Origin of the sequence: Methanobrevibacter acididurans (assembly GCF_046197875.1) — an archaeon.
GTDB classification, from domain to species: Archaea; Methanobacteriota; Methanobacteria; order Methanobacteriales; family Methanobacteriaceae; genus Methanobrevibacter_A; species Methanobrevibacter_A acididurans.
In genome coordinates this window covers 1313602-1338679 of record NZ_CP166991.1, presented here as the reverse complement: position 1 = coordinate 1338679, position 25078 = coordinate 1313602, and the positions used below count along the sequence as shown (strand labels likewise).

Genomic DNA, 25078 nt, shown 5'->3' with positions numbered 1-25078 from the left:
AAAATTCTTTTCATTTATAATAAGTAAACTTGGCCTTCTAATTTAATAGTATCTACTTCTTGACCAATATTAATGTTATTAAATTTATCATTCATTTCTAAATCAACTGTAGTATAATCATCAGGATCTAAAATTTGTATCATACTAGGAGATTTATCCGTAACAATACTTTGTTTTACCTTTGTATTTTTTTCAAGTAATTTTACTTTAGTACTGTTTTTCCATTGGATATTAAAATCTTTTCTGTCTTGAAGATTTTCGCAGTGAATATTATGTCCACTAATATGTGTAATTTCTAATATTTTATCCTCAAATTTTACAAAATCACCAATTTCGTATTCGGGTAATCTGAATGAAATCCATATACGATATAAACCTTTTCCTGTAGATTTATCTTCACTAATTAATCTTGGAGATTCTTTACTTTCTCCACCAATTTCATTTTTTAAATTATTAATTATTTTTTTTGCTGTTTTATATGAACCAATATAATAATCAAACCCTTCTTTAGGGGTTAATATTTGGGGAATATAAGCTAATTTATCTTTTTTGGCTTGTTTATTGATTGTATGTTGTACTATCCCTTCAATTTTATTAAGTTCTTCTTGTTTTATTTCTCGATTATCTGCTCTTAATTGTATTACTGCTTCATAATAACCTGATTCTTTTTTACTGCAATTAGAGCATACGTTATGATTTAATTTAACATTAACATTATAAATTTCATTTATATCAGTGTTTAACACGTTTCCATTAACTATTACTTCACATTCAGCTATAGTTCCACGCATTTGAAGAATTTCTAAGTCAATTATAGGATTTTCAGTTAATTCATCAATTTTTATAGCATCTTCAATAGCTCTATAAATTATTTCTTCTTCAGGTATTTCTTCATCAATCCATTGTCCTTGGAAAAGTTTAGCATTACAATGTTTACAAATTATAACATCAATATTTTCAGGGATTTTTATCATTTGGTATGTTTTTAAAAAACAGTTTTTACACACGCCATTGATTAATGGTTCTTCGGTATTTCCACATTCTGGGCAAAACATAATAATCAAAATAGTAAAAAAAGATAACTTTTTTTTTAAAAAAAGTTAATATAGGAGATTTTATCTCCTTAAATTGGTTTTAAAGGTGCTCTTGCACCACAAGCTGCACATTTAAGTATGAATATACGGTCTTCTCTAATAATTTTTGTATCTGGTCTGTTACATTCGTGGCAGATAACATATTTTTCCACATATTCATCTATTCTTTCATTAATAAGGAAATGGTTGAATTTTCCTTGTAATATTGCTCTTTGACCTTCTAAGTTTCCAGCGGTACCTAATTCACGTAATAAAAATTTTAATATGTGTTGAGGGTCTCTGTTTAATACTTCAGCTACATCTTTGAAGTTTTGTATGAAAGTACGATTTCCTTGTATTACACTGTATGCTTTAGGTACTTTGAATCTTTTTGTTTCAAAAACTTCAGGAGGTAGTTGGTCTATTGCACGATCTAGTAATTTATTATAGTCATCCATGATTTATCTCTCCATTAATCTATATTTTTAATTTTTCATGAAAAAATTTGTTAAAAAAAATAATATTTTGTTTAAAAAGTTATCAATAAAAATATAATATATAAATTTAGTTTTTTATATTATATTAAACTATTGTATAAATAATTATTATATAAATAAAATTTTATTTTTTATAAAATTTTTTTTTAGACTTTTTTTAATTTTCCAGCATTAGGTTCGAATATAACTCCTCTAGATTTAAGATTTTTAATCATTTGATTTAATTTTTCTTCACCAACATCATAATCTTCTAACATTCTTTGTTTTAAAATGTTTATTGGAGCATTACCTTCAAATTCAGATTGTAATTCAGTAATTACTTCAATTACAACCTGTAATTTGTCCCGATCTGATTTAGGTGTACGGCCTTCTACTTTATCAATATCTATTTTCCCTGTTTCAGGATCGTATCCTACTTCTTTAAGACATGCTTGTTGTAACTTTATAGCTTTTTCAGCATCTTCAGGTTCCACATACTCTTTTAATCTAATTTTAGCACTAGCTTCTGCTAAACGGATAATTGCTTCTAATTGTCTTGCAGTTATTGGTACTGGTGCTTCTTCATCTACTGCACCACTTCTCATACTAACATAAAATTCTTCTAATACTTCATTTGCTTCATCTGTTAATTTTGGGTTAGCATTTTTACGTGCATATGCAATATATTTTCTTAGTAATTCTGGTTCTATTTCATAATTTACATTGTTCTCTTTATGAATTGTTAATATATGTTTTGCTAGTTCCCTATCGTTTTCTACATTTGGTTTATCTTCTATGATGAACATTAAATCGAATCTGCTTAAAATTGGGGAAGGTAAATCTATTTGATCTGCTACTGTTTTATATCGGTCAAATCGTCCAAATTTTGGGTTTGCTGCTGCAAGTACACTACAACGACTGTTTAATGTTGCCATTATTCCTGCTTTTGCTATACTTACAGTTTGTTGTTCTAATGCTTCATGAAGTGCACTTCTATCTTCAGCTCGCATTTTATCCAATTCGTCGACACAAACATTACCTTGATCCCCAAGTACTAATGCACCTGCTTCAAGGGACCATCCTCCAAGTTCATCTCTAACTGCGGCTGCGGTTAATCCAGCACCTGTTGTACCTTTACCACTAGTATATATACTTCTAGGAGCTAATTTGGATACATATTTTAATATTTGAGATTTCCCTATACCTGGATCCCCTACTATTAAAATGTGTATATCTCCCCGTAGTCTAGTTTCATCTTCTAAGATTTTTGCAGATCCTCCGAAAAGTTGTAATGCTATTGCTTCTTTTACTTCTCGATATCCTTTAATACTTGGAGCTGTGGATTTGATAATTTTATTGTATATGTCAGGATCTTTACTTAATTCTAAAATTTCTTTTTCATCTTCTTCGCTAAGTGATAATTCTTCAAATTCTTGTTCTAATGGTTCAATGTAATTTACATAGATATAATTTTTAAATTTTCCGCTACGTTCTTCTCTGAATGTTTTAAGTGTTCCAGTTATTCTTACTTTATCTCCAGGATTTAATTTATCAACTAAATCATCTTCAAGAACCATCAACATTTGTTTAGGTTCTGTTCCTCCTGATAAGTTTTCTAATGGTTCTTGCATACGTGCTGTTTGTGTGTCTATGTATTTACTTTCCCCCTCTAAAAGTCTAAAAGATCGTCCACCACAATCACTACATAAACTTGGTTCCATGACATGTCTATCATTTGTCTGTTCTACTTCATGTAACCTCATACACCCTCGGCATTCAAATACTCCAGTTTCTATACGGGGACGTATTTCGTCTGTTTTTCGTATAATTCCATCTGCAGATACAAAACTTCCTATGTATTTACTTAATAAAACTTTTAATGGAATTATATTTGTCACATGTGCAAATCTTATATTAATATCCGCATCTTTCATTAAGGGATCAATATTTTTCAGTGCTGTTTTAGCAGCATTTATTACTTCTTCAGGTTTGTCAAGTAATAAGTCCGCTTGATCAGGATCAAACATTTCCCATTCAGGATATTCAATTATAAGTGATTTTTCATCGGGAAATTTTTCTAAAACATCATATACTTTATCTTTATATTTTGTTGTGAAAAATTCTTCGAATTTGGTGGTTGTTAAATTTATTTTTTCACTGGAATTCATAATGATTTCTAATTTATTTAATATTATATTTATAAATTTCAGATTATATTTTTTTATTATAATTTTTTTATTAAATTTAAATATGTGTTTTGATATATTATTTTATAGTTATTTAGGTAGAATATTTTTTTATATTTTATCTTATAAAGGAGATTTTTATGAAAAAGTCACGTTTAAATTTATTTAAATCAACATCGATGCTTATCTCTATTCTTGGCGTTATAATGATAATTGCTACAATAGTTGTAGCTGCTTATATTGGTTTTAACTTAGTGAGTAGTAATTTAACTGGTGGGGTATCTAGTGGAACTCAATATGATGAGTTAGCAAGTCTTAGATCTAATTATTCTGATTTGGAAGGTCAGTTTAATACTACTAAGGTAGCTGTTTATGCTTCTGGTAATGATTCTCTTCAACAACAATTTGCAGATGCTCAACTTGAATTGGTTCGTTCTAAAAATAGTTTAGATGGAGTAGACAGTGCTTTATCTACGGGTAAACCTTCTTCTGAAGTTAATCAAAGATTAGAACAAGCTAAAAAGGATTTGCAAACAGCTCATGAAGCTTATGCAGGCATTCCTCAAAGTTAAATATTTAACTTTTTTTATTTTTTTCTTAGTTGCTATTTTTTATATTTTATAATTTAAAACAAGGCTTATTTTATATTATTTTTCAGAAAAAAGTTATTTAATTAATGTATTAGTTAAAAAAAAGTTTAAACTATTTTTTATAAAAAAATAGTAAAAAAATTTGAAATTTGGTATTTTTATTTAGTTTTGTAATTTTGTAAGTAATTCTTGAAGTGTAGGAGCACCAACGAATTCAACATTACCATCAATTACTATTGTTGGTACTGCATATATTTGGTATTCCATAGCTTTTTCACGGTTTTCTTCATTTGAAGCATCTAATACTTCTATTTCGATTCCTTCAATTTGTTTTTTTGCTTCTTCAACTACTTTAACTGCTCCTGGGCAGTGTGGACAAGTAGGTGAGGTAAATACTTCTATTTTTGTCATTATATTTTTCTCCTTTTTTATGATTTTTTTAATTTATATTTTAAAGTTAATTATAATAATTATTTTTCTACTATTTAATAGTTTTTATTGATATGAACAAATTTAATATTTATATTTTTAGTATTAATTTTTTTTAGTAATTGCATTTTTGATATTATCCCAACAATCAGTATTCAAATTTGTACTTGAATCATATTTAATTACTTCATATTTAGTTAAATTAGCTTCATTAGCAGCAATTTCAATAGCCTTTTTTTGAGTTCCTAAACCATCAATTAAATTTTTATTTAAAGCTGTATTACCATTACAAACCTTACCATTCACATAATTTTGCACGGTTTCACTGCTCAAATTACGATTATGACTAATTGTAGAAACGGAATAATTAGAATCACTACTTAACATATTTTTAATCATAACCTTTTGTGAAGAGGATAAACTAGTATAACTTGGTGAAATACTATTAAAAATATTTCCTTTACTGGTATCGGCTGTAATACCTAACTTGGAATAATACGCGGATAAATCTGCACTAGATAATGTAAAACCAATATCTCCAATTGCAGAGTTAGGACTAGCAATAACCTTATCGGTACCTGTAGACAATAAATAACCACAAGATGAACCACTATCTCCGATCCATGCAACTATAGGTTTGTTGGTTTGATTAATACAATCTAACATTTCTTGAGTAGCAACTAAATTACCTCCATTACTATCAATATCTAAAACTATGGCTGCAACTTTATGATCAGAATTTGCTTTATTTATCATGGCTTCAAAGGTATCTGGATTAGTTACTGTAATGTTAGAATTATTATCATAACTAATTTCACCATGAATTGGAATAACAGCAATAGTATCTGGTGTTAAAGCATCAACTCCTATAGGTATTAAAGTGGCAATTAAGATTACAATTAATAAAATTGTAATTCCACCTACAATACCATATCCAAAGTATTTTGATTTTTCATCCATATTCTATCACTTTTTAAAAATCATAAATTATTTTTTATATTATAATTAATTTAATTATAATATCTATTTTTTACAATTAATATATTAGTTATAAAAAATAAAAAATTATTATATATTTATATTAAACTTTTTTTTAAAAAAGATATTTATAAAAGGGAATTTTCATGAAAAAAATAGTTCAATCTCCAGGTTCTGCTACAATAATTAATGCAATGGCAACAGGTTTTGGATCTGCTTTTGGAATAAGTTTAAACAATATTATTGATGCAGAAATTATTGATAGACCTAATATTTGTATTTCTGATATTAATGCTGATACTAAATTAATGTATCATTGTATTGATAAAGTTTTAAATTATTATAATATCAATAAGGATGAATTAGATTTGGGAATTAAAATTAAAACAGAATCTAATGTGCCATTAGGTTCTGGTTTATCTAGTAGTAGCTCTATATCTAATGCAGTAACCATGGCAAGTTCTGCTTTAATAAGTGAAGAATTAAATTTAAAACCATTAAATGATATGGAAATAATTAATTTAGCTATTAATGCATCAATTGATTGTGGGGTTACAATTACAGGATCATTTGATGATGCAACAGCTTCATATTTTGGTGGGATTTTAATCACGGATAATACTAATCGTAAAATTATTTTACATGAGAACATGGATGAGAACAATATTCTTATTTACATGCCAAATAAACCCTCTTTAAGTGGTAGTGTTGATTTAGATAGAATTAAATTATTTTCACCTTTAGTTAGTATGGCTTTTCAGAAGGCATGTGAAAGAGATTTTTATGATGCATTAAATTTAAATGGTCTTATTTATGGGACTGTTCTTAAATTCAATAATCAGATTGCTGTTGAAGCTTTAAATGCTGGAGCATTAGCTTCTGGATTGTCTGGTTCAGGTTCTGCTTATGTTGCAATTGTAACTGATGAATATGTGGATGATGTTTATGATGCTTGGTCATTTTTAGAAGAAGGTGAAATTATTAAAACTTCTGTTAATAATAATGGAACTAAATTTTTGGAATGATTTTTTTCAAATTTTAATTTTAAAAAAATACCTTTATATATTACTAAATATAGATTATAATTATTATCAAATAGTTATTGGAGAAATTTTCATGGATAATGGCAAGAAAACTGACTTGTGTATGAACGAAGAAGAAGCTAATGAACTTCTTCAAAAATCTAGGAAAAGAATCGATGAAATTGATAATGATTTAGTTAACTTAATTGATGAAAGAACAGCTTTAGCTAAAGACGTTGTAAAAGCTAAAAAATTTTTAGGTATGGAAATTTATGATAAATCTCGTGAAGATGAAGTACATAATCAAGTTTTAAAATTAGCTAAAGAAAAGGATATCGACGGAGATATTCTTACTATTATAATGAATATGCTTGCTATGTTAAGTAAAAATAAACAAAAAGAATTATTATGGAGGGAAAATAATGGGTAATATTAGAACTACTTTTGTTAAACGTATATCCAAAGAACTTATAGAAATTCATCCTGGAGTATTTACTACTGATTTTGATGAAAATAAAAAATTAGTTGCAGAATATTCTACTGTAAGTACTAAACATTTAAGAAATAAAATTGCTGGTTATGTAACTAGATTAGTTAGACAACAAGCTGTTCAAGCTTAAATTTAATTTGTTACATATTCTATTTTTTTTACTTTTATTTTTAAATTTTTCATAAAATTTTTTTATTTATATTTGGAAACTTTTTTTTTAATGGATTTATTGAGAACTATTCAGATTATCCTATTTTTTATAATCTTCTTTTATTTAATTTAATTAATTAATTAGATTTATAAATGTTAAATGACTAAAATAATAAATGAATAATAGTTTATATGCACTTTGGTAAAATATTTGATTATGAATCCCTATTTTAAAGTGCTTTATTAATGAAATATCTTTATAATAACAATATTATCAATAATCTTAGGTCGTGAATAGAATATGGAAACTTTAATAGCCAAATTTGGTGGTACATCGATAGGAAATGGTGAACGGATTCGAAAAGCCGCTCAATCTGTAGTTAATGAATTTATGAAAGGAAATAGAGTAGTTGTAGTTGTTTCAGCTATTAATAAGACTACTGATAATTTAATTTCAATTACAGAAGATTCAATTGGCGATGATCCTACACCAAAACAAATGGCTGAAATATTGTCCATGGGTGAAATGACTAGTGCAAGAGTTTTTTCCTCCGTAGTAGAATCATTAGGTGTTAAATCTGAATTTATTGATCCATATAATAGATTTTGGCCAATTTTAACTGATTCAAATCCTTTAAAAGCAAAAATTAATTTTGCAGCTTCTGAAGAAAAATCTAAAGAAATATCTGAGTTATTAGACCAAGGAATAATTCCAGTAATATGTGGATTTCTTGGAAAAGGGCCTCGGGATGAAATAACTACTCTTGGAAGAGGGGGAAGTGATATAACTGCATTCTTTTTAGGACATGCATTAGAAGCTAATGAAGTGATAATTGTAACTGATGTAAACGGTGTAATGACAACTGATCCTAATAAGATAGAAGAAGCTGAAAAATTAGACCATATCTCTGTAGAAGAAATGAGAGACTTAGCAACACATGGAGCACAAGTATTGCATCCATTTGCATTACAATATAAAGATCCTAGAATCAAAGCAAAAATAATAAGTTTTGAAAAAGGGGATCTTTCAGATTCTGGGACTGCCATTATTGGGCCATTAAATGGAGATATGTTAAAGACTGCAACATTATATCCTGAACCTATATCTGTAGTTGCAATTGTTGGGGAAAAAATGCTCAACAAAAAAGGATTATTGGCAAATTTAACATCTGTTCTAGCAGAAAATGATATAAACATATTTGGGATTTCTGCTGGTGAAAACAGTGTTACAACATTTATTAATAAAAAAGATGCAGATAATGCATACCACTTATTACATACCTTAGTAATAGGTAGTGATAGATTAAGTTCATTATCTTTAGGTCAAGATATAGCAATGTTAACTGTTGTAAGTCCGGATTTTATAGAAACTCCAGGCATAATATCTGATATTACAAACCCATTAAGAAAAAATAATATTAATATAGTAGAAATTTCATCTTCACAAACAGCAGTTGTGATATTTGTAGATTGGGAAGATGGTAAAAGAGCTTTTGAATACGTTAAAGAGGTATTAGAATGAAATTAGAAGGAACTTTTGTTGCAATGGCTACTCCTTTTACATCAGATGATCAAATTGATGAAGAGGGATATCGTGCAAATATAAATTTTTTAATAGAAAACGGTGTTAATGGATTATTAGCTGCAGGAACTTCTGGTGAATCAGCTACAATAACTCATGAGGAACAAAAAAAATTAATTGAAATTTTAATTGATGAAGCTAAAGGTAGAGTTATCACTATTGCAGGGGCAGGAAGTAATTCCACTGCTGAATCTTTAGATTTAGTTAAATTTGCTGGTGAAGCTGGAGCAGATTATGCTCTTGTTATAACTCCATATTATAATAAACCACAAATGCATGGTTTAATCAAACATTATGAAACATTAAACAACAATACTAAAATTCCAATAATTGTTTATAATGTACCTTCTCGTACTGGAACAGATTTAACTTCTGAAACTATTGTTGAATTAGCTAAAATGGATAATATAGTAGGTTTAAAAGAAGCTGTTTCTGATCTTGAAAAATTTACAACAACATTCAAATTACTTAAAGATGCAGGAATAACTGATGATGATTTTTCAATATTATCTGGGGAAGATGGTTTAACAGTTCCAATGATGTCTCTTGGTGTTAAAGGAGTAATTAGTGTTGTGGCTAATATTGATCCTAAACGTATGAGTGAAATGGTTAATGCGGCACTTAAAGGGGACTTTGTTAAAGCTAGTGAATTAAATTATGAATTATATGATTTAATGAAAGCTTTGTTCGTGGAAAGTAATCCTGTGCCTATGAAAGAAGCGTTAACTATGATGGGTAAACCTTCTGGTGATTTAAGATTACCATTAGTTCCTTTATTAGATGAAGATAGGGAAATTTTAAGAAAAGCATTAAAAGATGCTAATTTAATTTAATTATATTAAAAAAATAATGTTGGAGTAAAGATTATGATAAAAGTTGCTGTAACTGGGGCTGCTGGAAGAATGGGCTCTGGAATTGTTAAAAAAATTAATGAACAAGAAGATATGGAAGTTGTTGCTGCTATTGAAATGCCTGATACTCCTCTTGCAGGTAAAGATGCAGGTGAATTTGCAGGTATAGGGCCAATTGGTGTTGAAATTTCTGATTCAAAAGATTTAGAAGAAACATTAAAATCTTCAGGTGCTGAAGTTTTAGTAGATTTCACTATAGCTCCTGCATCAGCTGAAACTATTAAAAGAACTGCTGCATGTGGTGTTAATTTAATTGTTGGTACTACTGGGTTTACTGAAGAACAAAGTAAAAATAATGCTGATGAAATTAAAAAGAATAATGTTAAATCTGTTATCACCACTAATTTTTCTATTGGTGTTAATGTATTTTGGAAAGTTTTAAAAGATTTAACCCCTATTTTAAATGATTTTGATATTGAAATTATAGAAGCACATCATAATCAAAAACAAGATGCTCCATCTGGAACAGCTATGACTGCATTTGAAATAATTTCTAATCAATTAGGAAGAAATCCTGAAGATATTGGTGTTTATGGAAGAAAAGGCCATGTTGGTAAAAGAACTCCTGAAGAAATAGGTTTACATTCTATTCGTGGTGGAGACATAGTTGGAGACCACACTGTATTATATGTTGGTGATGGTGAAAGATTAGAAATTAAACATCAAGCTCACACTCGTCAAGTATTTATATCTGGTGTTATTAGAGCTTTAAGATATGTTAACTCTGCTGAACCTGGTAAAGTAAGTACAATAAATGATGTATTAGGGATATAATAAAATAAATTAATAAAAAAGAGGATGTATTAAAAATGGTAGATGTTGGAATTATTGGTGCAACTGGTATGGTTGGTCAAAACTTTATAAGATTATTAGATCAACATCCAGATTTTGAAATAACAACTTTATTAGCATCTGAAAAATCTGCAGGAAAAAGATATGAAGATGCAACTACTTGGTTATTAGATAGTGAAATGCCTGAGTCTGTAAAAGATATAAAAGTAGTTGAATCTAATCCAGATAAAGTTGATAAAAATGTTGAAATTTTATTTTCTTCTATACCTTCAGATTTTGCAGCTAAAATTGATCCAGATTTTGCAAAAGAATTTGTAGTAGCATCTAATGCAAGTGCAATGCGTATGAAACCTCATATTCCGCTTTGTATTCCTGAAGTTAATCCGGAAACTTTGGATATGATAGATGATCAACAAAAAGCTTATGATTGGGATGGTTTTTTAGTTACTAATCCTAATTGTTCTACTATTGCTTTAACATTAACCTTAAAACCACTTGTTGATAATTTTAATATTAATAGAATTTATGTTTCAACAATGCAAGCTCTTTCTGGTGCAGGATATAATGGTGTTCCATCAATGGGTATTTTAGATAATGTTATACCTTATATTGGTCAAGAAGAAGAAAAAATGGAAAGTGAATCATTGTACCTGTTAGGTGATTATGAAAATGGTGTTGTGAAAGATGCTCCTTTCAATTTAAGTGCTTCCTGTCATCGTGTTGCTGTTATTAATGGACATACTGAAGCAGTCTTTATTGAATTGGATAAAGAAGAAGATATTGATGATATAAAAAGTAAAATGGCTAATTTCCAAGCTTTACCTCAAGAATTGGGCTTACCTTCTGCTCCTGAATATCCAGTTATTGTTAAAGATGAAGTTGATAGACCGCAACCAAGACTTGATCGGGATGCTTGTAATGGTATGGGTGTAACTGTTGGAAGAGTTAGAAAAGATCAAGCTTTCCCTAATAGTTTTAAATATGTTCTTGTTGGTCATAATACTATCCGGGGAGCTGCTGGTGCATCTATATTAAATGCAGAGTTAATTAATGAAAGAATACTTTAAATTTAAAAAATAAGTTAAGGATTGAATATAATGTCATTGAAAGAGGATAATGAGCTTAATAAGCTTCAAAATTTAGTTAAATCTAGTTTATTGGAGATTAATAAACTTAAACTTAAAATTGTTCAAATTGAAGCTGAGAAAGATTCCCTTAAAGAAACTAATGATACTGCGGAATTAGAATCTATTATTGTAGAAAAAAATGATGAGATTACTAATCTAGTTTCTGAAGTTAATAAATATAAACAGATTATTCAATCCAAAACTTCTAAAATTGAAGAATTATCATTAAAAATAGATGACCTTAATAAAACACAGGAAAGATTTGAGGATTTAAAATCTTCATTTGAAAATGATTTAACTAATTTTAAAAATATTGAATTAAAAGAAGTTAAAGATAAATTACAACAAGAAATTTCTTTAAATTCGGATAAAGAAGAAGAAATTAAAGAATTGAATCAGAAACTTATAAATTCTCAAGATGATGTTTTGAAATTAAGTAAAGAATTAGATAATTTTAAAAATGTTAATTATGTTGAAATTAAAAATAAGTTAGATGATTCTCAAGGTACTGTTAAACTTCGAGATGAAGAAATTCGTAATATTTCTAAAGATTTAATTTTATCAAAAGATAAATGTAGTAAACTTGAATTTGAATTAAATGATTTTAAAAATAATCGTTTTACTGAAATTAAGATTCGTTTAGATAAAGCTAATGAAACTATTGATGATAAAAATATTGAAATTAAATCATTAAATAGTAAAATTAACGAATATAAAGAAGAAATTGCTAATTTAAACAGTAATTTAATTAGTAAAGATAGTATTCTTTCACTTAAAAGAGAGATTGATTCTAGAGATTTAGATTTAAGTGAAAAAGAGATTCGTATTAAAAATCTTAAGGAACAATCTGTGCCTAAAGAAGATTATATTAAAGTTCAACAAGAAATATCTGAAAAAGATGCTCAAATTAAACGTTTACAAGAAGTGAAAACTTTACTACAGGATATTAATAGTGATCCTGTTTTTGATAAAGAAAAAATTAAGCAAACTATTTTATCTGGTTCTGATAAAACTTCTGGATCTGATGTTAATGAGATTGCTAAATTACGTAAAGAGTTAAATGAAACTAAAGATGATGTTCGTAAATTAGAGAATATTAAAGATTTATATTCTAAATTAACTGCTCCTAGGGTTAAAAATTTAACTAGTATTCAATCTCAGGTTTTCAATATTTTACCTAATAAATCTATGACTACTTATGAAATTCAACAGTATGTTAATGATGTAGCTTTTGATAATTTGTCTTTTGGTAATATTACTAATATTTTAAAGAGTATTGAAAGAAAAGGTTATCTTAAAAGTGAAAAGTTAAATAATGATGAAATTTCTTGGATTAAATTAGAAAAAAATTAATTTTAATTTTTTTTATAACCTATTCTTTTTTTATTCTATTATAAATGCTCTTATAGGGGAGGCTTCTGTTTCTATTTTTAGGGGTATGAAATAAGCATGTTGATACTTGTTGTTTTTTAGTTGGTTAGTTTTAGTTAAGTTTTCAACAATCCAAATATTGTTTTTTAATAATAATTTATGATTTTTGTCACTATTTGGGGAATCTATGCTGGGACTGTCTATTGCTATTCCTTTTATTCCTTTTTTTATTAAGTATTTTGTTAATTCTTTTGATGAGTATGTGTTTTGTTTAAAGTAGTTTGGGTTTTCCCAATTTTCCCACCAATTTGTTTTTAGGATTATTATTTTTTCAAATTTTTCTGGCATGTTGTTGATGTGTTTTATTTTTATTTCTTTTTTGTGGGTGTTTGTTTTAAGTACGGTTGTTTTCCCTATTAAATTTTCTAGTTTTATTTCGTTTATGTTTTTGCTGTTTTTGATGTAGTGTTGTGGTGCATCTATATGTGTTCCTGAATGTGTCCCCGTTTTTAAGAGAGAAATTTTGTATGTGTTATCTTGGGGGCTTATGTCTTTTATTTCTAGTTGGGGATCTTCGGGGTATGTTGGAATTTTTGTCTTTAACAAATGACTTAAGTCTATTATTTTTATTATAATCACCTTTTGTTACTTTTATTTTATGTTGTACATTTATATAATATTTTTTTATTTTATTATACATTTGTTGATATATCTTTAGAAATTTTTATACTCCTGACCACAAAGTATTTATATAACCTCTAACCCATGTTATATTGTAAGTAAATAAAAATCATAGTTAATTACATAATCCAAAATTGTGAATTAATTAAAATTACAAACAATTTTTAAAATACTATTTAATAATTTTATCACAAGTCATTAAATAGTGTAAGGTTAATTATGTAATCAACTTAAAAAAAATCTTGCTACAAAAAGTTAAAAAAATCTCAAAGTACAAGATTACTTAATTATATTTACTCAATGAAATTATATTAAAAAAAATACGAGGCGAATATTAATGGCACAACAACAACAACCAATTTTTATTTTACCTGAAGGAACAAACCGATTATTAGGTAAAGATGCTCAAAGAAATAATATTTTAGCTGGAAAAGTTTTAGCTGAAACAGTAAGAACAACATTAGGTCCAAAAGGAATGGATAAAATGTTAGTAGATGGACTCGGAGATATCGTTGTAACCAACGACGGAGTAACCATTCTTAAAGAAATGGATATTGATCATCCTGCAGCTAAAATGCTTGTAGAAGTAGCTAAAACACAAGAAGATGAAGTTGGAGATGGAACCACTACTGCAGTTATCATAGCAGGAGAATTACTTAAAAAATCCGAATCCTTATTAGATATGGATATTCACCCAACTATCATTGCAATGGGATACAGACAAGCAGCAGAAAAAGCACAACAAATTTTAGAAGACATTTCTATTAAAGAAATCGACACTGATATGTTAAACAAAGTAGCTATGACTGCAATGACTGGAAAAGGAACTGAAAAAGCTCGTGAACCATTAGCAAAACTCATCGTTACCGCAGTAGAACAAGTAGCTGATGGTGAAGAAGTAGATACTGATCACATCAAAATTGAAAAGAAAGATGGAGCAGTTGTTGAAGATTCTGAACTCGTTCAAGGTGTCATTATTGACAAAGAAAGAGTACACCCAGGTATGCCTGCAGAATTAGAAAATGCAAAAATAGCATTATTAAACTCCGCATTAGAAGTAAAAGAAACTGAAGTAGATGCAGAAATCAGAATAACTGATCCTAACCAAATGCAAGCTTTCATCGAACAAGAAGAAAACATGGTCAAAAACATGGTTAAAGACATCTCCGATGCAGGAGCTAATGTATTATTCTGCCAAAAAGGTATTGATGATTTAGCACAACATTACTTATCCAAAGAAGGAATCATGGCTGTCAGAAGAGTTAAAAAATCTGATATTGAAAAATTATCCAGAGCAACCGGTGCAACCGTTGTAACTAACTTAGATGACTTATCCGCAGATGACTTAGGTGAAGCAGGAAAAGTAACTGAACAAAAAGTATCTGGAGAAGATATGATCTTTGTAGAAGAATGTGCAGAACCTAAAGCAGTAACTTTACTCGTAAGAGGAAGTACCAAACATGTTGTTGACGAAATCGGAAGAGCAGTAGAAGACGCAATAGGTGTAGTAGCAGCTACCGTTGAAGACGGAGAAGTAGTTGCTGGAGGAGGAGCACCAGAAATCGCTATGTCCAAACTCTTAAAAGATTATGCTGAATCTATCAGTGGAAGAGAACAATTAGCTGTAACTGCATTTGCAGAAAGTTTAGAAATTGTTCCTAAAACTTTAGCTGAAAACGCTGGATTAGACAGTATCGATTCCTTAGTAGATTTAAGAGCTTCCCATGAAACTTCCCCATACATGGGATTAGATGTTTTTACTGGTGATGTAACAGATATGAAAGAAGCTGGAGTTATTGAACCAAAACGTGTCAAAAAACAAGCTATTCAATCTGCTTCCGAAGCAGCTGAAATGATTTTAAGAATCGATGATGTAATTGCATCTTCAGCATCTCCACAAGATGCAGCAGGTATGGACCCTAGTCAAATGGGCGGAATGCCTCCAATGATGTAATCTCATTGAGTTTTACAATAAAAGGAAAAAATATACATAAAAACATTTAAATCCACATTACTACATATTTGGTGTGGAAAATAGTTTAAGGAGTAAAAAATACTAAGTATTAATTTAGTTTTTTTACTCCTTTTTTTTTAAAAAAATTAATAGTAAGGAGTTGACAAAAAATGGATGAAAAATTAATTAAAAATGCCCGAAAACCAGAAGGAGAATATGGGGAAAAGATGATTGAAAGAATGAATAAAAGTCATGAAAGTTTAGCTCAATGGGGAGTATCTCATTTAGATATTGGATCTTCAGATATTATTCTTGACATCGGTTGTGGTGGAGGAATTAATGTTCAACGATTTTCTAATATGGCTCCTGAAGGAAAAATTTATGGTTTAGATTATTCTGAAGTTAGTGTGGAAAAATCTAAAGAACTTAACAAAGATATTATAGAAAAAGGTCAAGTTGAAATAGATCAAGGTAGTGTATCTGAATTACCTTATGATGATGAAACTTTTGATCTTGTTACTGGTTTTGAAACTGTTTATTTCTGGCCAGATTTTATTAATGATTTAAAAGAAGTTAAACGTGTTCTTAAAAAAGGTGGAAGTATCTTTATTTGTAATGAAGCAAGTGGATCTAATGAAGATAAAGAACTTATGGAAGATCATATTAATTTATTGGGTATGAAGGTTTTCACTGAAGATGAATTAGGTGATAGTCTTATTGAAGCTGGTTTTAATGAAGTTTTAACTTTCACTAAAGAATCAAATGATAAACTTACTCACAAAGATACTGATTGGTTATGTGCAATTGCACGAAAATAAGAATCACTTTTATTAAATTAAATTTATCTATAATTATTCTATAAATGAAAAGGTTCTTTTATAGAATAATCAATAATTTCTCTTTTTTAATTAATTTTAAAATTAAATCAATTTACCAATTTAATATTTTTATAAAAATTAAAATAATATTTTATTTTTTAAATCTAAGACCTACAATATACATTTCTTTACTTTTCTTCCTACTGCTAGGAGGTTTAGTGGTCTTTAAAATTTTAAACTTTTTCTTTAAATTATCAACAGTTTCCTTATAGTAAGGTCCTTGGAATATTTTCATAACCATATTCCCACCAGGTGCAAGTATATTATCTGCAATATCACTTACAGTATTAATTAAATCAATACTTCTTAAATGATCAATATCTCTTATTCCTGATAATGAAGGAGAAGCATCACTTATTAATACTTGTGTTTGCCCATCAATTATGTCCATTATCTGATTTTGAATTTCAGGGCTTGTGAAATCTCCCCGTATACGGAAACAATTTTCTTCTTCAAAAGGTTTTATATGGTTTAAATCAATACCTACAACAATTCCTTCTTCACCAACTTTTTCAAGAGCAATTTGTGACCATCCTCCAGGTGCAGCACCAAGATCAACAACTGTATTACCAGTTTTCATAATTTTATATTTTTTATCTAATTGTTTTAATTTATATGATGCTCTAGATCGGTAATTTTCACTTTTAGCTCTTTTATAATAGGGGTCATGTTTTTTTTCTACTTGCCATCTACTTCCCATTTTTTTCCTTCCACTTAAACTTTTAATCAATTTTTTTACTATTTTCTAATTTAGATTGTGCAAATTGTAAACTAGAACAAACTGGTTTACCTATTTTTATAACTTCTAAATCTACTTCATTATCATTTATTTCTAAAATCATCACACTAGGATCTGAAAGTCGTGGAACAGTTGGACTTCCAGGGTTTATAAGTAAAACATCATTTACTTCTTCTGCCATAGGTATATGTGTATGTCCAGTTATGAGAATATTTACATCCAATTCTTTGGCTAAGTAATATAACTGTTGTGTATCTCCTCTTGGGCGAATATCTCCATGGTTTAGTCCAATTTTTGTTTTACCTGCAGTTATAACTTTTGATTTTGGTAAATCTAAACCATTTAAAATATCAACATTTCCTTGCACAGCTATTACTGGTGCTAAACTTTCTAATTCCTTAATTACACTTTCTTCAATTACATCTCCAGCATGTAAAATTAAATCCACATTTTTAAATGTTTCAAATACTTTTTCAGGAATTTTACTTGCACGATTTGAAATATGTGTATCTGATATTAAACCTATTATCATTACTTTCACCTCTAGTTAATGTTTTAGTTAAAATTAGTTGTTATTTTTATTTTCAAAATAGGAAAAATACTTAAATTTTATTTTAAATTTATAACACTTATTAATATATTATTCAATACAATTTATAAAATTTGTCCTAAAATTAAGGAACAAAAATCAAATAATAAATTATATATGTTTATAAAAAAAAGAAATATTATTACTGATAATATTTTATTGAAAATATTATGAATTTCTAAATAATGGAGAATTAGAAAATGGGAAAAATCAAAAAAGATGATATTTTAGATATCTTAAAAGGATACGACAAAGAAAATATAACAATAGCTACACTAGGAAGTCATACAAGTTTACATATACTTCGTGGTGCGCAAGAAGAAGGTTTTCATACAGCTGTAGTCTGTGAAAAAGGACGTGAAGTTCCATATCAAAGATTTGATGTAGCAGATGAATTTATAATGGTAGATAAATTTAAAGACATAGTCAATGAAGATGTTCAACAAAGATTACGTGATATGAATGCAATTGTTATCCCTCACGGATCTTTTGTAGCATATGCTGGTTTAGATAATGTTGAAGATAAATTCATGGTACCAATGTTCGGGAATCGTGATATCTTAAGATGGGAAGCAGAAAGAGATCTTGAACACAAATTACTTGAAAATGGGGATATACGTATTCCACAAAAATACGACAATCCAAGTCAAATTAATAGAGAAGCTATGGTAAAATTCCCAGGTGCAAGAGGAGGAAGAGGATACTTTGTAGCAAGTTCCCCTGAAGAATTTGATAAAAAAATTGAAGCTATGAAAAAAAGAGGCTGGATTGAAGACGAAGATGTAGATCAAGCACACATTGAAGAATATGTAGCTGGATGTAATTATTGTATACATTATTTCTATTCAGCATTAGAAGATGAAGTAGAAATTATGGGAATGGATACAAGATATGAATCAAGTATTGATGGTTTTGTTAGAATGCCTGCAAAAGATCAATTAGATATTGATAAATCCCCAAGTTATGTTGTAACTGGTAACCATCCTGTTGCAATACGTGAATCATTATTAACTCAAGCATTTGACTTAGGAGATAAATTTGTAAAAAGTGCACATGAACTTGTAGCACCAGGTTTAAATGGACCATTCTGTTTACAAACACTCGTTAATGATGATTTAGAAATTGTTGTATTCGAAACAAGTGCCCGTACTGATGGGGGAACAAACACATTTATGGACGGTTCATCTTACAGTCATCTTAAATATGGTGAAGGTATGAGTATGGGTCGTAGAATTGCTTTAGAAATTAAAAAAGCAATTAAAACTGAAGGCGGTTTAGAAAAAGTCATAACATAAAATCTTTTTTAGATTATATAAAATATTGGATTAAAGAAGTAGGAGTGTAATATTTTTTTTATTATGCTCCTATTTTTTTTAAAAAAATTAAGAAAGAGTTTATTTTTTAATATTTTTACTTGTTTCACGTTCTTCTTTTTTCTTTTCTTTATTTGACTTTTTTTGATTGTCTTGTTTTTGTTGTTCTATAGCTTTTTGACGGTTACTGTTAAAGAATGCACCTACAAATCCTATAACTCCACCAACAATTAAAACAAGAATTATTAAAATAGTTGCTGTTTGTGGAATACTCATTCCTTTAATAGTAATAGGGCCCATTGCCCCATAAAAACTAACAAAAGCAAGTGGAAGTGCTCCTATAGCACCCATTATAATAGCTAAAATCTTATTTTTACTTATATATCCAATATAAAGTAAACCTATTGCTGAAAATGGTGCTAACCAATCTAAAGATTTTTGATAAGATAATGTTGCAATAAGTGTTGTTAATGCTGCAGCTACTATAAAACCCATCCAATTATAACTAAATAACCAAGATTTAAATCCATTTTCAAAAATTTTCATAAATTACTCCTCTTTTAACTTAAATTTTTTAATATCTGTCATGTGAACGGCCAGCAATTAATCCTCCAAATCCACCTGCAATACCCATAACAATCATATAATAAATCATATATCCTAAAACTACAACTAAACTACTAACTCCAGATATTGTAAATCCTGCAAGACCTCCAAATAATCCAAATAGTAAACTACTACCTGTAGTAATTAGTAATATAAATATTATAGCAGAAACTATAGTTCCTAAAGCACCAGCTACAGCAGCATTCACCATGCCTTTCCAAAATCCTCTTTTAACCATAATTCCTACTAAGAATCCAACAAGGATTAAACCTATGAATTCATAATGTGGAAAATATGATTTAACTATTATAGCTAAAATAAATCCAACTATTACTGCACTCCATTTCACCATACATATTAGCTCCTGAATAATTTTTAATTAATTATTTAAGTATATTATTATAAAAAAATTTTTTATTACTTATAATATAATAAAAATTCAATATAAATTTTTGTATTTTTTTTCAATCTTTAATATTAGTAATCAATTATGGATTTAACAAATTTTCCCATTTTTTTAACATTTTCATTAGAATCTTTAATTGAAATTTCAACACTACTTTCATATTTTTTTGCCAATTATTTAGCATACTGTTTAAAGCATTAACCTTAAATTTCCATAATTTATCTTCTGGAATATACCATAATTTATTTTGAACAATAGATTGTAATTTAGAATAATCCATTTCAACTATTTTACTTAAACTTACTTTTTTACCAAAATCTTCTAAATTAGGAAATTTTGCATGACCTTCCCATTGATTAAATGGACACACATCTTGGCATATGTCACATCCACAAATCCATTCACCTAATTGTTCACGTAAAGGTTCGTCCATTAAATTATTTTCATGATTACAAGTAATCCCACTAATACAAGTCATTTTATTTGTGGCATAATCTTTTAATAAACTAGAAGTAGGACACATTTCAATACATAAACTACAGCTCTCTGGACAAGGTTCTAAATTAGATTTAAATTTATACTCTAATTCTTTATCTATTAACCATGATTTTAAAACAATATAAGATCCATCTTCTGTATAAAAAAAGTTATTTTTACGAATAATACCAATACCAGCTTTACATGCTGTCCATCGCATAGTTGTTAAATCATGGTCTTCACCAATTAATGCTTTTATGCCGATTTCATCTAAATATTTTTGAAATTCCTTTTGTATTTGATATTGTTCAGATTCACAATTGCGTCTACCATCTACAAGATAGTACTTTCCAATTTTTCCATTTAAATGCTCTGGAATTTCAAATTTATTTATTGAATAAGCACATATTATTATACTTTTGGCCCATGGAAATTCTTTTTCTGGATGCGCATAATGTTTTAGTTTATTCAAGTCTTCCTTACTTTCTGGAAAAAGTTTTATTCGTTTATTTAATTGATTTTCAAAACCATTAATATCTTCAATTTTTATGATTCCACATTTATCGTAACCAATTTCTTTTGCTTTTTCACAAATTTTTTTAGCTAAAGTAGTGTTCATAAGAAAAATAGCCTCCTTTTTTATAATTTTTTTTCAACTACTAATTTTCTTCCATCTACTCCAACTATAGTAACTAAACTTCCTTCTAATAATTCTTCATTACTTATTGCTTGCCAATTTTTACCTTCATATTGAATTGTACCAATAATATTTTTGTTTAAGTAGTCATTAACAATGGCATCTCCACCAATTAATTCATTTACTTCAAATTTTTTTTCATGACTCTTTTTAATTTTATGTGCTATTGGTCTTGTGATAATTATGCAAATAATTGTAACTATTAATAAACTTATTAATTGAGTGGGGATTGGGTATTTTAGGAGGTTTAATATTATAACTGAAATAATTCCTATTGTTATGCTTATAAAGTATAATTTTCTTGTTAATACTTCTATGAGTAAAAATATTATACTTAACAGTATCCAAAATTCAATATATTCGATTATCATAAAGCTTAATCCATGTTTTTCATGTTAGTTCGTATTTTAGTTCACTTATGAAATTGTTAATTTTACCATTCATATTATTTTTTAGTTCTTTTTTAGTTAAAGATAAAGTGCTAACAGGTTCTTTTCTAATAAGTCGTTCCATATTCTTAAGAGTACTTTCTGCTCCATTACTTCCACAAGTACAGAAAAATGCAACTTGATCAAATTTTAAAAAGTTTTGTTTCATATATGTGAATATGGGGCTACTCATTGTACCTGCCCAAACTGGTGTTCCAATTATAACTAAATCATAACCTTGAGGATCTATTTTTGAAGGTTTAATTTCTGTGTTATGGCCTAAAATAGATTCAAAAGTTGATTTTAAAAATTTACTTGGACCTTCTCTACTCTCCACATCTTCGATACGTTCAATATCGCATTGAAAGATTTGTCTAATCCTATCTGCCACTTGTTTAGTTCGTTCGCTTCTTGAATAATAAACTACTAAAATCTTCATGAAAGTAATGTTTATTCTTTTAGATATTTAATTTTTATTAAAATAATTATTTTATTTTATTTTTTAATAATATTCCTCTTTAAGTTTACTTTTAACTTCATCAAGTACTGCTTGATGCATTCGTTTTGTAAATTCGGCTTTATCTGTTTGGGCTAAAACATCTAAATATCCTTGACTCACTAAATTATAAGCAAAAGGTGAAGGTATTAAAGTACTTATAGTTTCTACTTCCATTCCACCAGATTCAATCCATTCTAAAACTTTCTTAGCACCTTTAATGTCCATATAATCTTCAGTAGATTCTCTTCTAGCTTCTTTTAATATACTGAAATTATTATCCATTTCCTGAACAAATTTTAATAATATTTTTCCACGTACTTGTTGGCGTCCTGCAGATTTCTGATCCCCTTTATACCTACGAAGTGTCATTAATGAACGTCCAGCACAGTCCCTGAATCTATGGGCTAAAACTTCAGTTTTATTCAATGCTTTTTCAAGTACATTATCAATATTTCCACTATTTAACTTTTTAAATGATTCAAGTGCATTAATTTTTTTATCACTACTCAAATAGAAACCATTATCACTAATGCTTATTGTTAAATCTCTATTGTATTCTGTAGCTGCAATATATGCAATGGCACGACTTAAAGCATCATTTGTTTTTCTCCCAAATAAACTATGGAAAACAACAAATTTTTTCCCACCAAAACCTTTGTAATATTCGATTAACATTTTTCTACTACTAGGTACTTTAGCATAAACATACTGTTCATGGAAATATTCATAAATTGCATTAGCTGCAAAATCATCTACATAAAGATAATCATGAATATACTCTAAAATTTCTGTTTTACTTTTTTTATATTGAAATTTACCTTCCATTAAAGATCTAAATCTCTGAATATCTACTGCAAGATCAAAAGCTAAAGGTAATTGTTCACTAAACCATGAAGGAATAGTTGGAGGTCCTTGTGAAGGAGTTACATTTATTGTCATTCCCCTACCATAATTGAAACGATAAATACTTCCACCAAGAACAAAAGTATCTCCTTTTTTAAGTTTTTCCATAAACTCTTCTTCAACTTTACCTACAACTTCACCATCACATTTTACTTGTACAGCAGAACGATCTGGTATTGTTCCAATATTAGTACTGTATAATACTCTTGCAAGTTTTCCACGTTTTCCAAATCTTTTTTTATCATAATCTATCCAAATCTTTGCATAAACGTATCGGTCTTCAAGTTCAACATATTCTCCAGCTAAATAACTTAAAACATCTTCATAGTCATCTCGGGATAAATCTTTGTAACAGTAACTTTTACGGATTATATCATAAGTATAATCTATATCACATATATTTTCGATACTCATTCCATACAAGTGTTGTGCTAAAACATCTAAACAATTAACGGGTGTTTTTATTTTATCTATTCTACCTTCTTTTGCATTTTTAAGAAGTACTGCACATTCTACTAAGTCGTCACGATCAGTTACTATTATTCTTCCTTTTGATTTTTCATGTAATTCATGTCCGCTTCTACCAATTCGTTGTAATGCTCGGGACACACTTTTTGGTGAATTTATTAATATAACTAAATCAATGTATCCTATATCTATTCCTAATTCTAAACTTGTTGATGAAACAACTACTTTTAACTTACCTTCTTTTAGATTAGTTTCTGTTATTAATCTAGATTCTTTAGATAATGAGGAGTGGTGTGCCATTATATTATTACTATTATAATGTTTAGGATACATTTTTTTTAGATTATAAACAAAACTTTCAGTTCCACTTCTTGTGTTTGTAAATATTAAAGTGGTTTTATGTTGCATTGCTAATTCATCAACTAAATCATACATTCCTAAACGTGTATCTTCATCATCTGCTAGAACTATGTCATCAACTGGACATAAAACTTCCATATCCACTTCTTTTAAATAGTTTACATCAATTATTTTGCAATTTCTTTCTACTCCATATTCATACCCTACTAAAAATTTTGCAATTTCTGTTAAAGGAGATACTGTTGCGGATAGGCCTATTCGGGTATAGTTTCCAATTAAGAATTGTAATCTTTCTAAACTTAGTGATAAATGAACTCCTCTTTTATTTTCTGCTAAAGAGTGGATTTCATCTATTATAACATATTTAACATTGCTTAATTTAAGTCTAAATTTTGGTGCTACAAGTAATATTGATAATGTTTCTGGGGTTGTGATAAGAATATGTGGTGGTTTTTTTAACATTTTTTGTCTTTGATATTGGCTAGTATCGCCTGTTCGTACAGCTTTACGTATTCCTAAAGGTTTTCCTGCAATTTTTTCGATTTCTTCTAAAGGTTTTTCTAAATTTTTTTCAATATCATTGTCTAATGCTTTTAGAGGGCTTATATAAATACAATAAACTTTATCTTCTAATTCTTCTTTTTCTGCAAGTGTTGTAAGTTCGCTAATAATACTTAAAAATGCAGTTAATGTTTTACCTGATCCTGTTGGTGAACTGATTAAAACATTTTCATGATGGTGAATATCTATTATAGCTTTTTTTTGGGCTGGTGTAAAATCTGTAAATGTTTTATCAAACCATTCTTTAACCCATGGGTGAAGATTTTTATAAATCTCTTTTTTGCTGTAAGATTTTTCTTGTTTGCTTATCATGTTTATTCATAACTATAATTTTTTTATATT

26 protein-coding genes are annotated in these 25078 nt (G+C 28.2%); 12 read left to right on the top strand and 14 right to left on the bottom strand.

Annotated features, from left to right (window positions below; genetic code table 11):
* Positions 1-14: 14 nt before the first annotated feature.
* From ACA135_RS06595 to ACA135_RS06585, 3 genes are all read right to left on the bottom strand, one after another.
* Entirely contained in the window at positions 15-1055 is a 1041-nt protein-coding gene (locus tag ACA135_RS06595; protein WP_409197966.1) for a 60S ribosomal export protein NMD3, read from the bottom strand.
* Positions 1056-1123: 68 nt separating this feature from the next.
* Complete coding sequence (locus tag ACA135_RS06590) at positions 1124-1531, bottom strand: translation initiation factor IF-2 subunit beta (RefSeq protein WP_409197965.1); 408 nt, start codon at positions 1529-1531, stop codon at positions 1124-1126.
* Between the two features lie 185 nt (positions 1532-1716).
* Complete coding sequence (locus tag ACA135_RS06585; RefSeq protein ID WP_409197964.1) at positions 1717-3717, bottom strand: ATP-binding protein; 2001 nt, start codon at positions 3715-3717, stop codon at positions 1717-1719.
* 158 nt (positions 3718-3875) lie between these two features.
* On the opposite strand from ACA135_RS06585, the gene ACA135_RS06580 reads away from it, so the two are divergent.
* Positions 3876-4307, top strand: coding sequence for a hypothetical protein (locus tag ACA135_RS06580; protein WP_409197963.1), 432 nt, complete (start codon positions 3876-3878; stop codon positions 4305-4307).
* Between the two features lie 180 nt (positions 4308-4487).
* On the opposite strand, the gene ACA135_RS06575 is transcribed toward ACA135_RS06580, so the two are convergent.
* Both ACA135_RS06575 and ACA135_RS06570 read right to left on the bottom strand, forming a co-directional pair.
* Complete coding sequence (locus ACA135_RS06575) at positions 4488-4736, bottom strand: MJ0307 family thioredoxin (RefSeq protein ID WP_409197962.1); 249 nt, start codon at positions 4734-4736, stop codon at positions 4488-4490.
* 123 nt (positions 4737-4859) lie between these two features.
* Positions 4860-5714 carry a S49 family peptidase gene (locus ACA135_RS06570; protein WP_409197961.1) on the bottom strand — a complete coding sequence of 285 codons (855 nt, stop codon included), beginning with the start codon at positions 5712-5714 and terminating at the stop codon, positions 4860-4862.
* 164 nt (positions 5715-5878) lie between these two features.
* Here ACA135_RS06570 and ACA135_RS06565 point away from each other — a divergent pair, with 164 nt between their 5' ends.
* The 8 genes from ACA135_RS06565 to ACA135_RS06530 all read left to right on the top strand — a co-directional run bounded on the left by ACA135_RS06565 (position 5879) and on the right by ACA135_RS06530 (position 13159).
* Positions 5879-6757 (top strand): shikimate kinase, encoded by an 879-nt coding sequence (locus ACA135_RS06565; protein WP_409197960.1) that lies wholly within the window; start codon positions 5879-5881, stop codon positions 6755-6757.
* Positions 6758-6848: 91 nt separating this feature from the next.
* Positions 6849-7184 (top strand): chorismate mutase, encoded by a 336-nt coding sequence (locus ACA135_RS06560; RefSeq protein WP_409197959.1) that lies wholly within the window; start codon positions 6849-6851, stop codon positions 7182-7184.
* Complete coding sequence (locus ACA135_RS06555; RefSeq protein WP_409197958.1) at positions 7177-7374, top strand: 30S ribosomal protein S17e; 198 nt, start codon at positions 7177-7179, stop codon at positions 7372-7374. Before ACA135_RS06560 ends, ACA135_RS06555 begins: the two co-directional genes overlap by 8 nt.
* 321 nt (positions 7375-7695) lie before the next feature.
* On the top strand, positions 7696-8916 hold the full coding sequence (locus ACA135_RS06550; protein WP_409197957.1) for an aspartate kinase: 1221 nt from the start codon (positions 7696-7698) through the stop codon (positions 8914-8916).
* A complete protein-coding gene (dapA, locus tag ACA135_RS06545; protein WP_409197956.1) occupies positions 8913-9809 on the top strand; it encodes a 4-hydroxy-tetrahydrodipicolinate synthase in 897 nt (298 codons plus the stop codon). Before ACA135_RS06550 ends, dapA begins: the two co-directional genes overlap by 4 nt.
* 33 nt (positions 9810-9842) lie before the next feature.
* Positions 9843-10661, top strand: a complete 819-nt coding sequence (gene dapB / locus ACA135_RS06540; protein WP_409197955.1) for a 4-hydroxy-tetrahydrodipicolinate reductase — start codon at positions 9843-9845, stop codon at positions 10659-10661.
* Positions 10662-10696: 35 nt separating this feature from the next.
* Positions 10697-11746 (top strand): aspartate-semialdehyde dehydrogenase, encoded by a 1050-nt coding sequence (gene asd / locus ACA135_RS06535; RefSeq protein ID WP_409197954.1) that lies wholly within the window; start codon positions 10697-10699, stop codon positions 11744-11746.
* 30 nt (positions 11747-11776) lie between these two features.
* Positions 11777-13159, top strand: coding sequence for a hypothetical protein (locus ACA135_RS06530; RefSeq protein ID WP_409197953.1), 1383 nt, complete (start codon positions 11777-11779; stop codon positions 13157-13159).
* A gap of 30 nt (positions 13160-13189) precedes the next feature.
* Here the strand turns inward: ACA135_RS06530 and ACA135_RS06525 are convergent, their stop codons facing one another.
* Positions 13190-13816 carry a cyclase family protein gene (locus ACA135_RS06525; protein WP_409197952.1) on the bottom strand — a complete coding sequence of 209 codons (627 nt, stop codon included), beginning with the start codon at positions 13814-13816 and terminating at the stop codon, positions 13190-13192.
* A gap of 379 nt (positions 13817-14195) precedes the next feature.
* Between ACA135_RS06525 and thsA the strand changes: the two genes are divergently transcribed.
* Together thsA and ACA135_RS06515 are read left to right on the top strand one after the other, a co-directional pair.
* Positions 14196-15812, top strand: coding sequence for a thermosome subunit alpha (gene thsA / locus ACA135_RS06520; RefSeq protein ID WP_409197951.1), 1617 nt, complete (start codon positions 14196-14198; stop codon positions 15810-15812).
* 170 nt (positions 15813-15982) lie between these two features.
* On the top strand, positions 15983-16630 hold the full coding sequence (locus ACA135_RS06515) for a class I SAM-dependent methyltransferase (RefSeq protein ID WP_409197950.1): 648 nt from the start codon (positions 15983-15985) through the stop codon (positions 16628-16630).
* 151 nt (positions 16631-16781) lie between these two features.
* Here the strand turns inward: ACA135_RS06515 and ACA135_RS06510 are convergent, their stop codons facing one another.
* Positions 16782-17390: an RlmE family RNA methyltransferase gene (locus ACA135_RS06510; protein WP_409197949.1), complete on the bottom strand. Its 609-nt coding sequence runs from the start codon at positions 17388-17390 to the stop codon at positions 16782-16784.
* 22 nt (positions 17391-17412) lie between these two features.
* The gene (locus ACA135_RS06505) at positions 17413-17970 is read right to left on the bottom strand and encodes a metallophosphoesterase (RefSeq protein WP_409197948.1); all 558 of its coding nucleotides are present in this window, start codon (positions 17968-17970) and stop codon (positions 17413-17415) included.
* Positions 17971-18218: 248 nt separating this feature from the next.
* On the opposite strand from ACA135_RS06505, the gene ACA135_RS06500 reads away from it, so the two are divergent.
* Positions 18219-19313: a formate--phosphoribosylaminoimidazolecarboxamide ligase gene (locus ACA135_RS06500; RefSeq protein WP_409197947.1), complete on the top strand. Its 1095-nt coding sequence runs from the start codon at positions 18219-18221 to the stop codon at positions 19311-19313.
* 99 nt (positions 19314-19412) lie between these two features.
* Here the strand turns inward: ACA135_RS06500 and ACA135_RS06495 are convergent, their stop codons facing one another.
* From ACA135_RS06495 to ACA135_RS06470, 6 genes are all read right to left on the bottom strand, one after another.
* A complete protein-coding gene (locus ACA135_RS06495) occupies positions 19413-19877 on the bottom strand; it encodes a hypothetical protein (protein ID WP_409197946.1) in 465 nt (154 codons plus the stop codon).
* A gap of 28 nt (positions 19878-19905) precedes the next feature.
* The gene (locus ACA135_RS06490; RefSeq protein ID WP_409197945.1) at positions 19906-20289 is read right to left on the bottom strand and encodes a DUF5518 domain-containing protein; all 384 of its coding nucleotides are present in this window, start codon (positions 20287-20289) and stop codon (positions 19906-19908) included.
* Between the two features lie 136 nt (positions 20290-20425).
* Positions 20426-21439: an epoxyqueuosine reductase gene (locus ACA135_RS06485; RefSeq protein WP_409197944.1), complete on the bottom strand. Its 1014-nt coding sequence runs from the start codon at positions 21437-21439 to the stop codon at positions 20426-20428.
* A 20-nt stretch (positions 21440-21459) separates the two neighbouring features.
* Positions 21460-21888, bottom strand: a complete 429-nt coding sequence (locus tag ACA135_RS06480; protein ID WP_409197943.1) for an NfeD family protein — start codon at positions 21886-21888, stop codon at positions 21460-21462.
* Between the two features lie 19 nt (positions 21889-21907).
* A complete protein-coding gene (locus ACA135_RS06475) occupies positions 21908-22384 on the bottom strand; it encodes a flavodoxin family protein (protein ID WP_409197942.1) in 477 nt (158 codons plus the stop codon).
* A gap of 63 nt (positions 22385-22447) precedes the next feature.
* Complete coding sequence (locus ACA135_RS06470) at positions 22448-25048, bottom strand: ATP-dependent helicase (protein WP_409197941.1); 2601 nt, start codon at positions 25046-25048, stop codon at positions 22448-22450.
* Positions 25049-25078 lie beyond the last annotated feature (30 nt).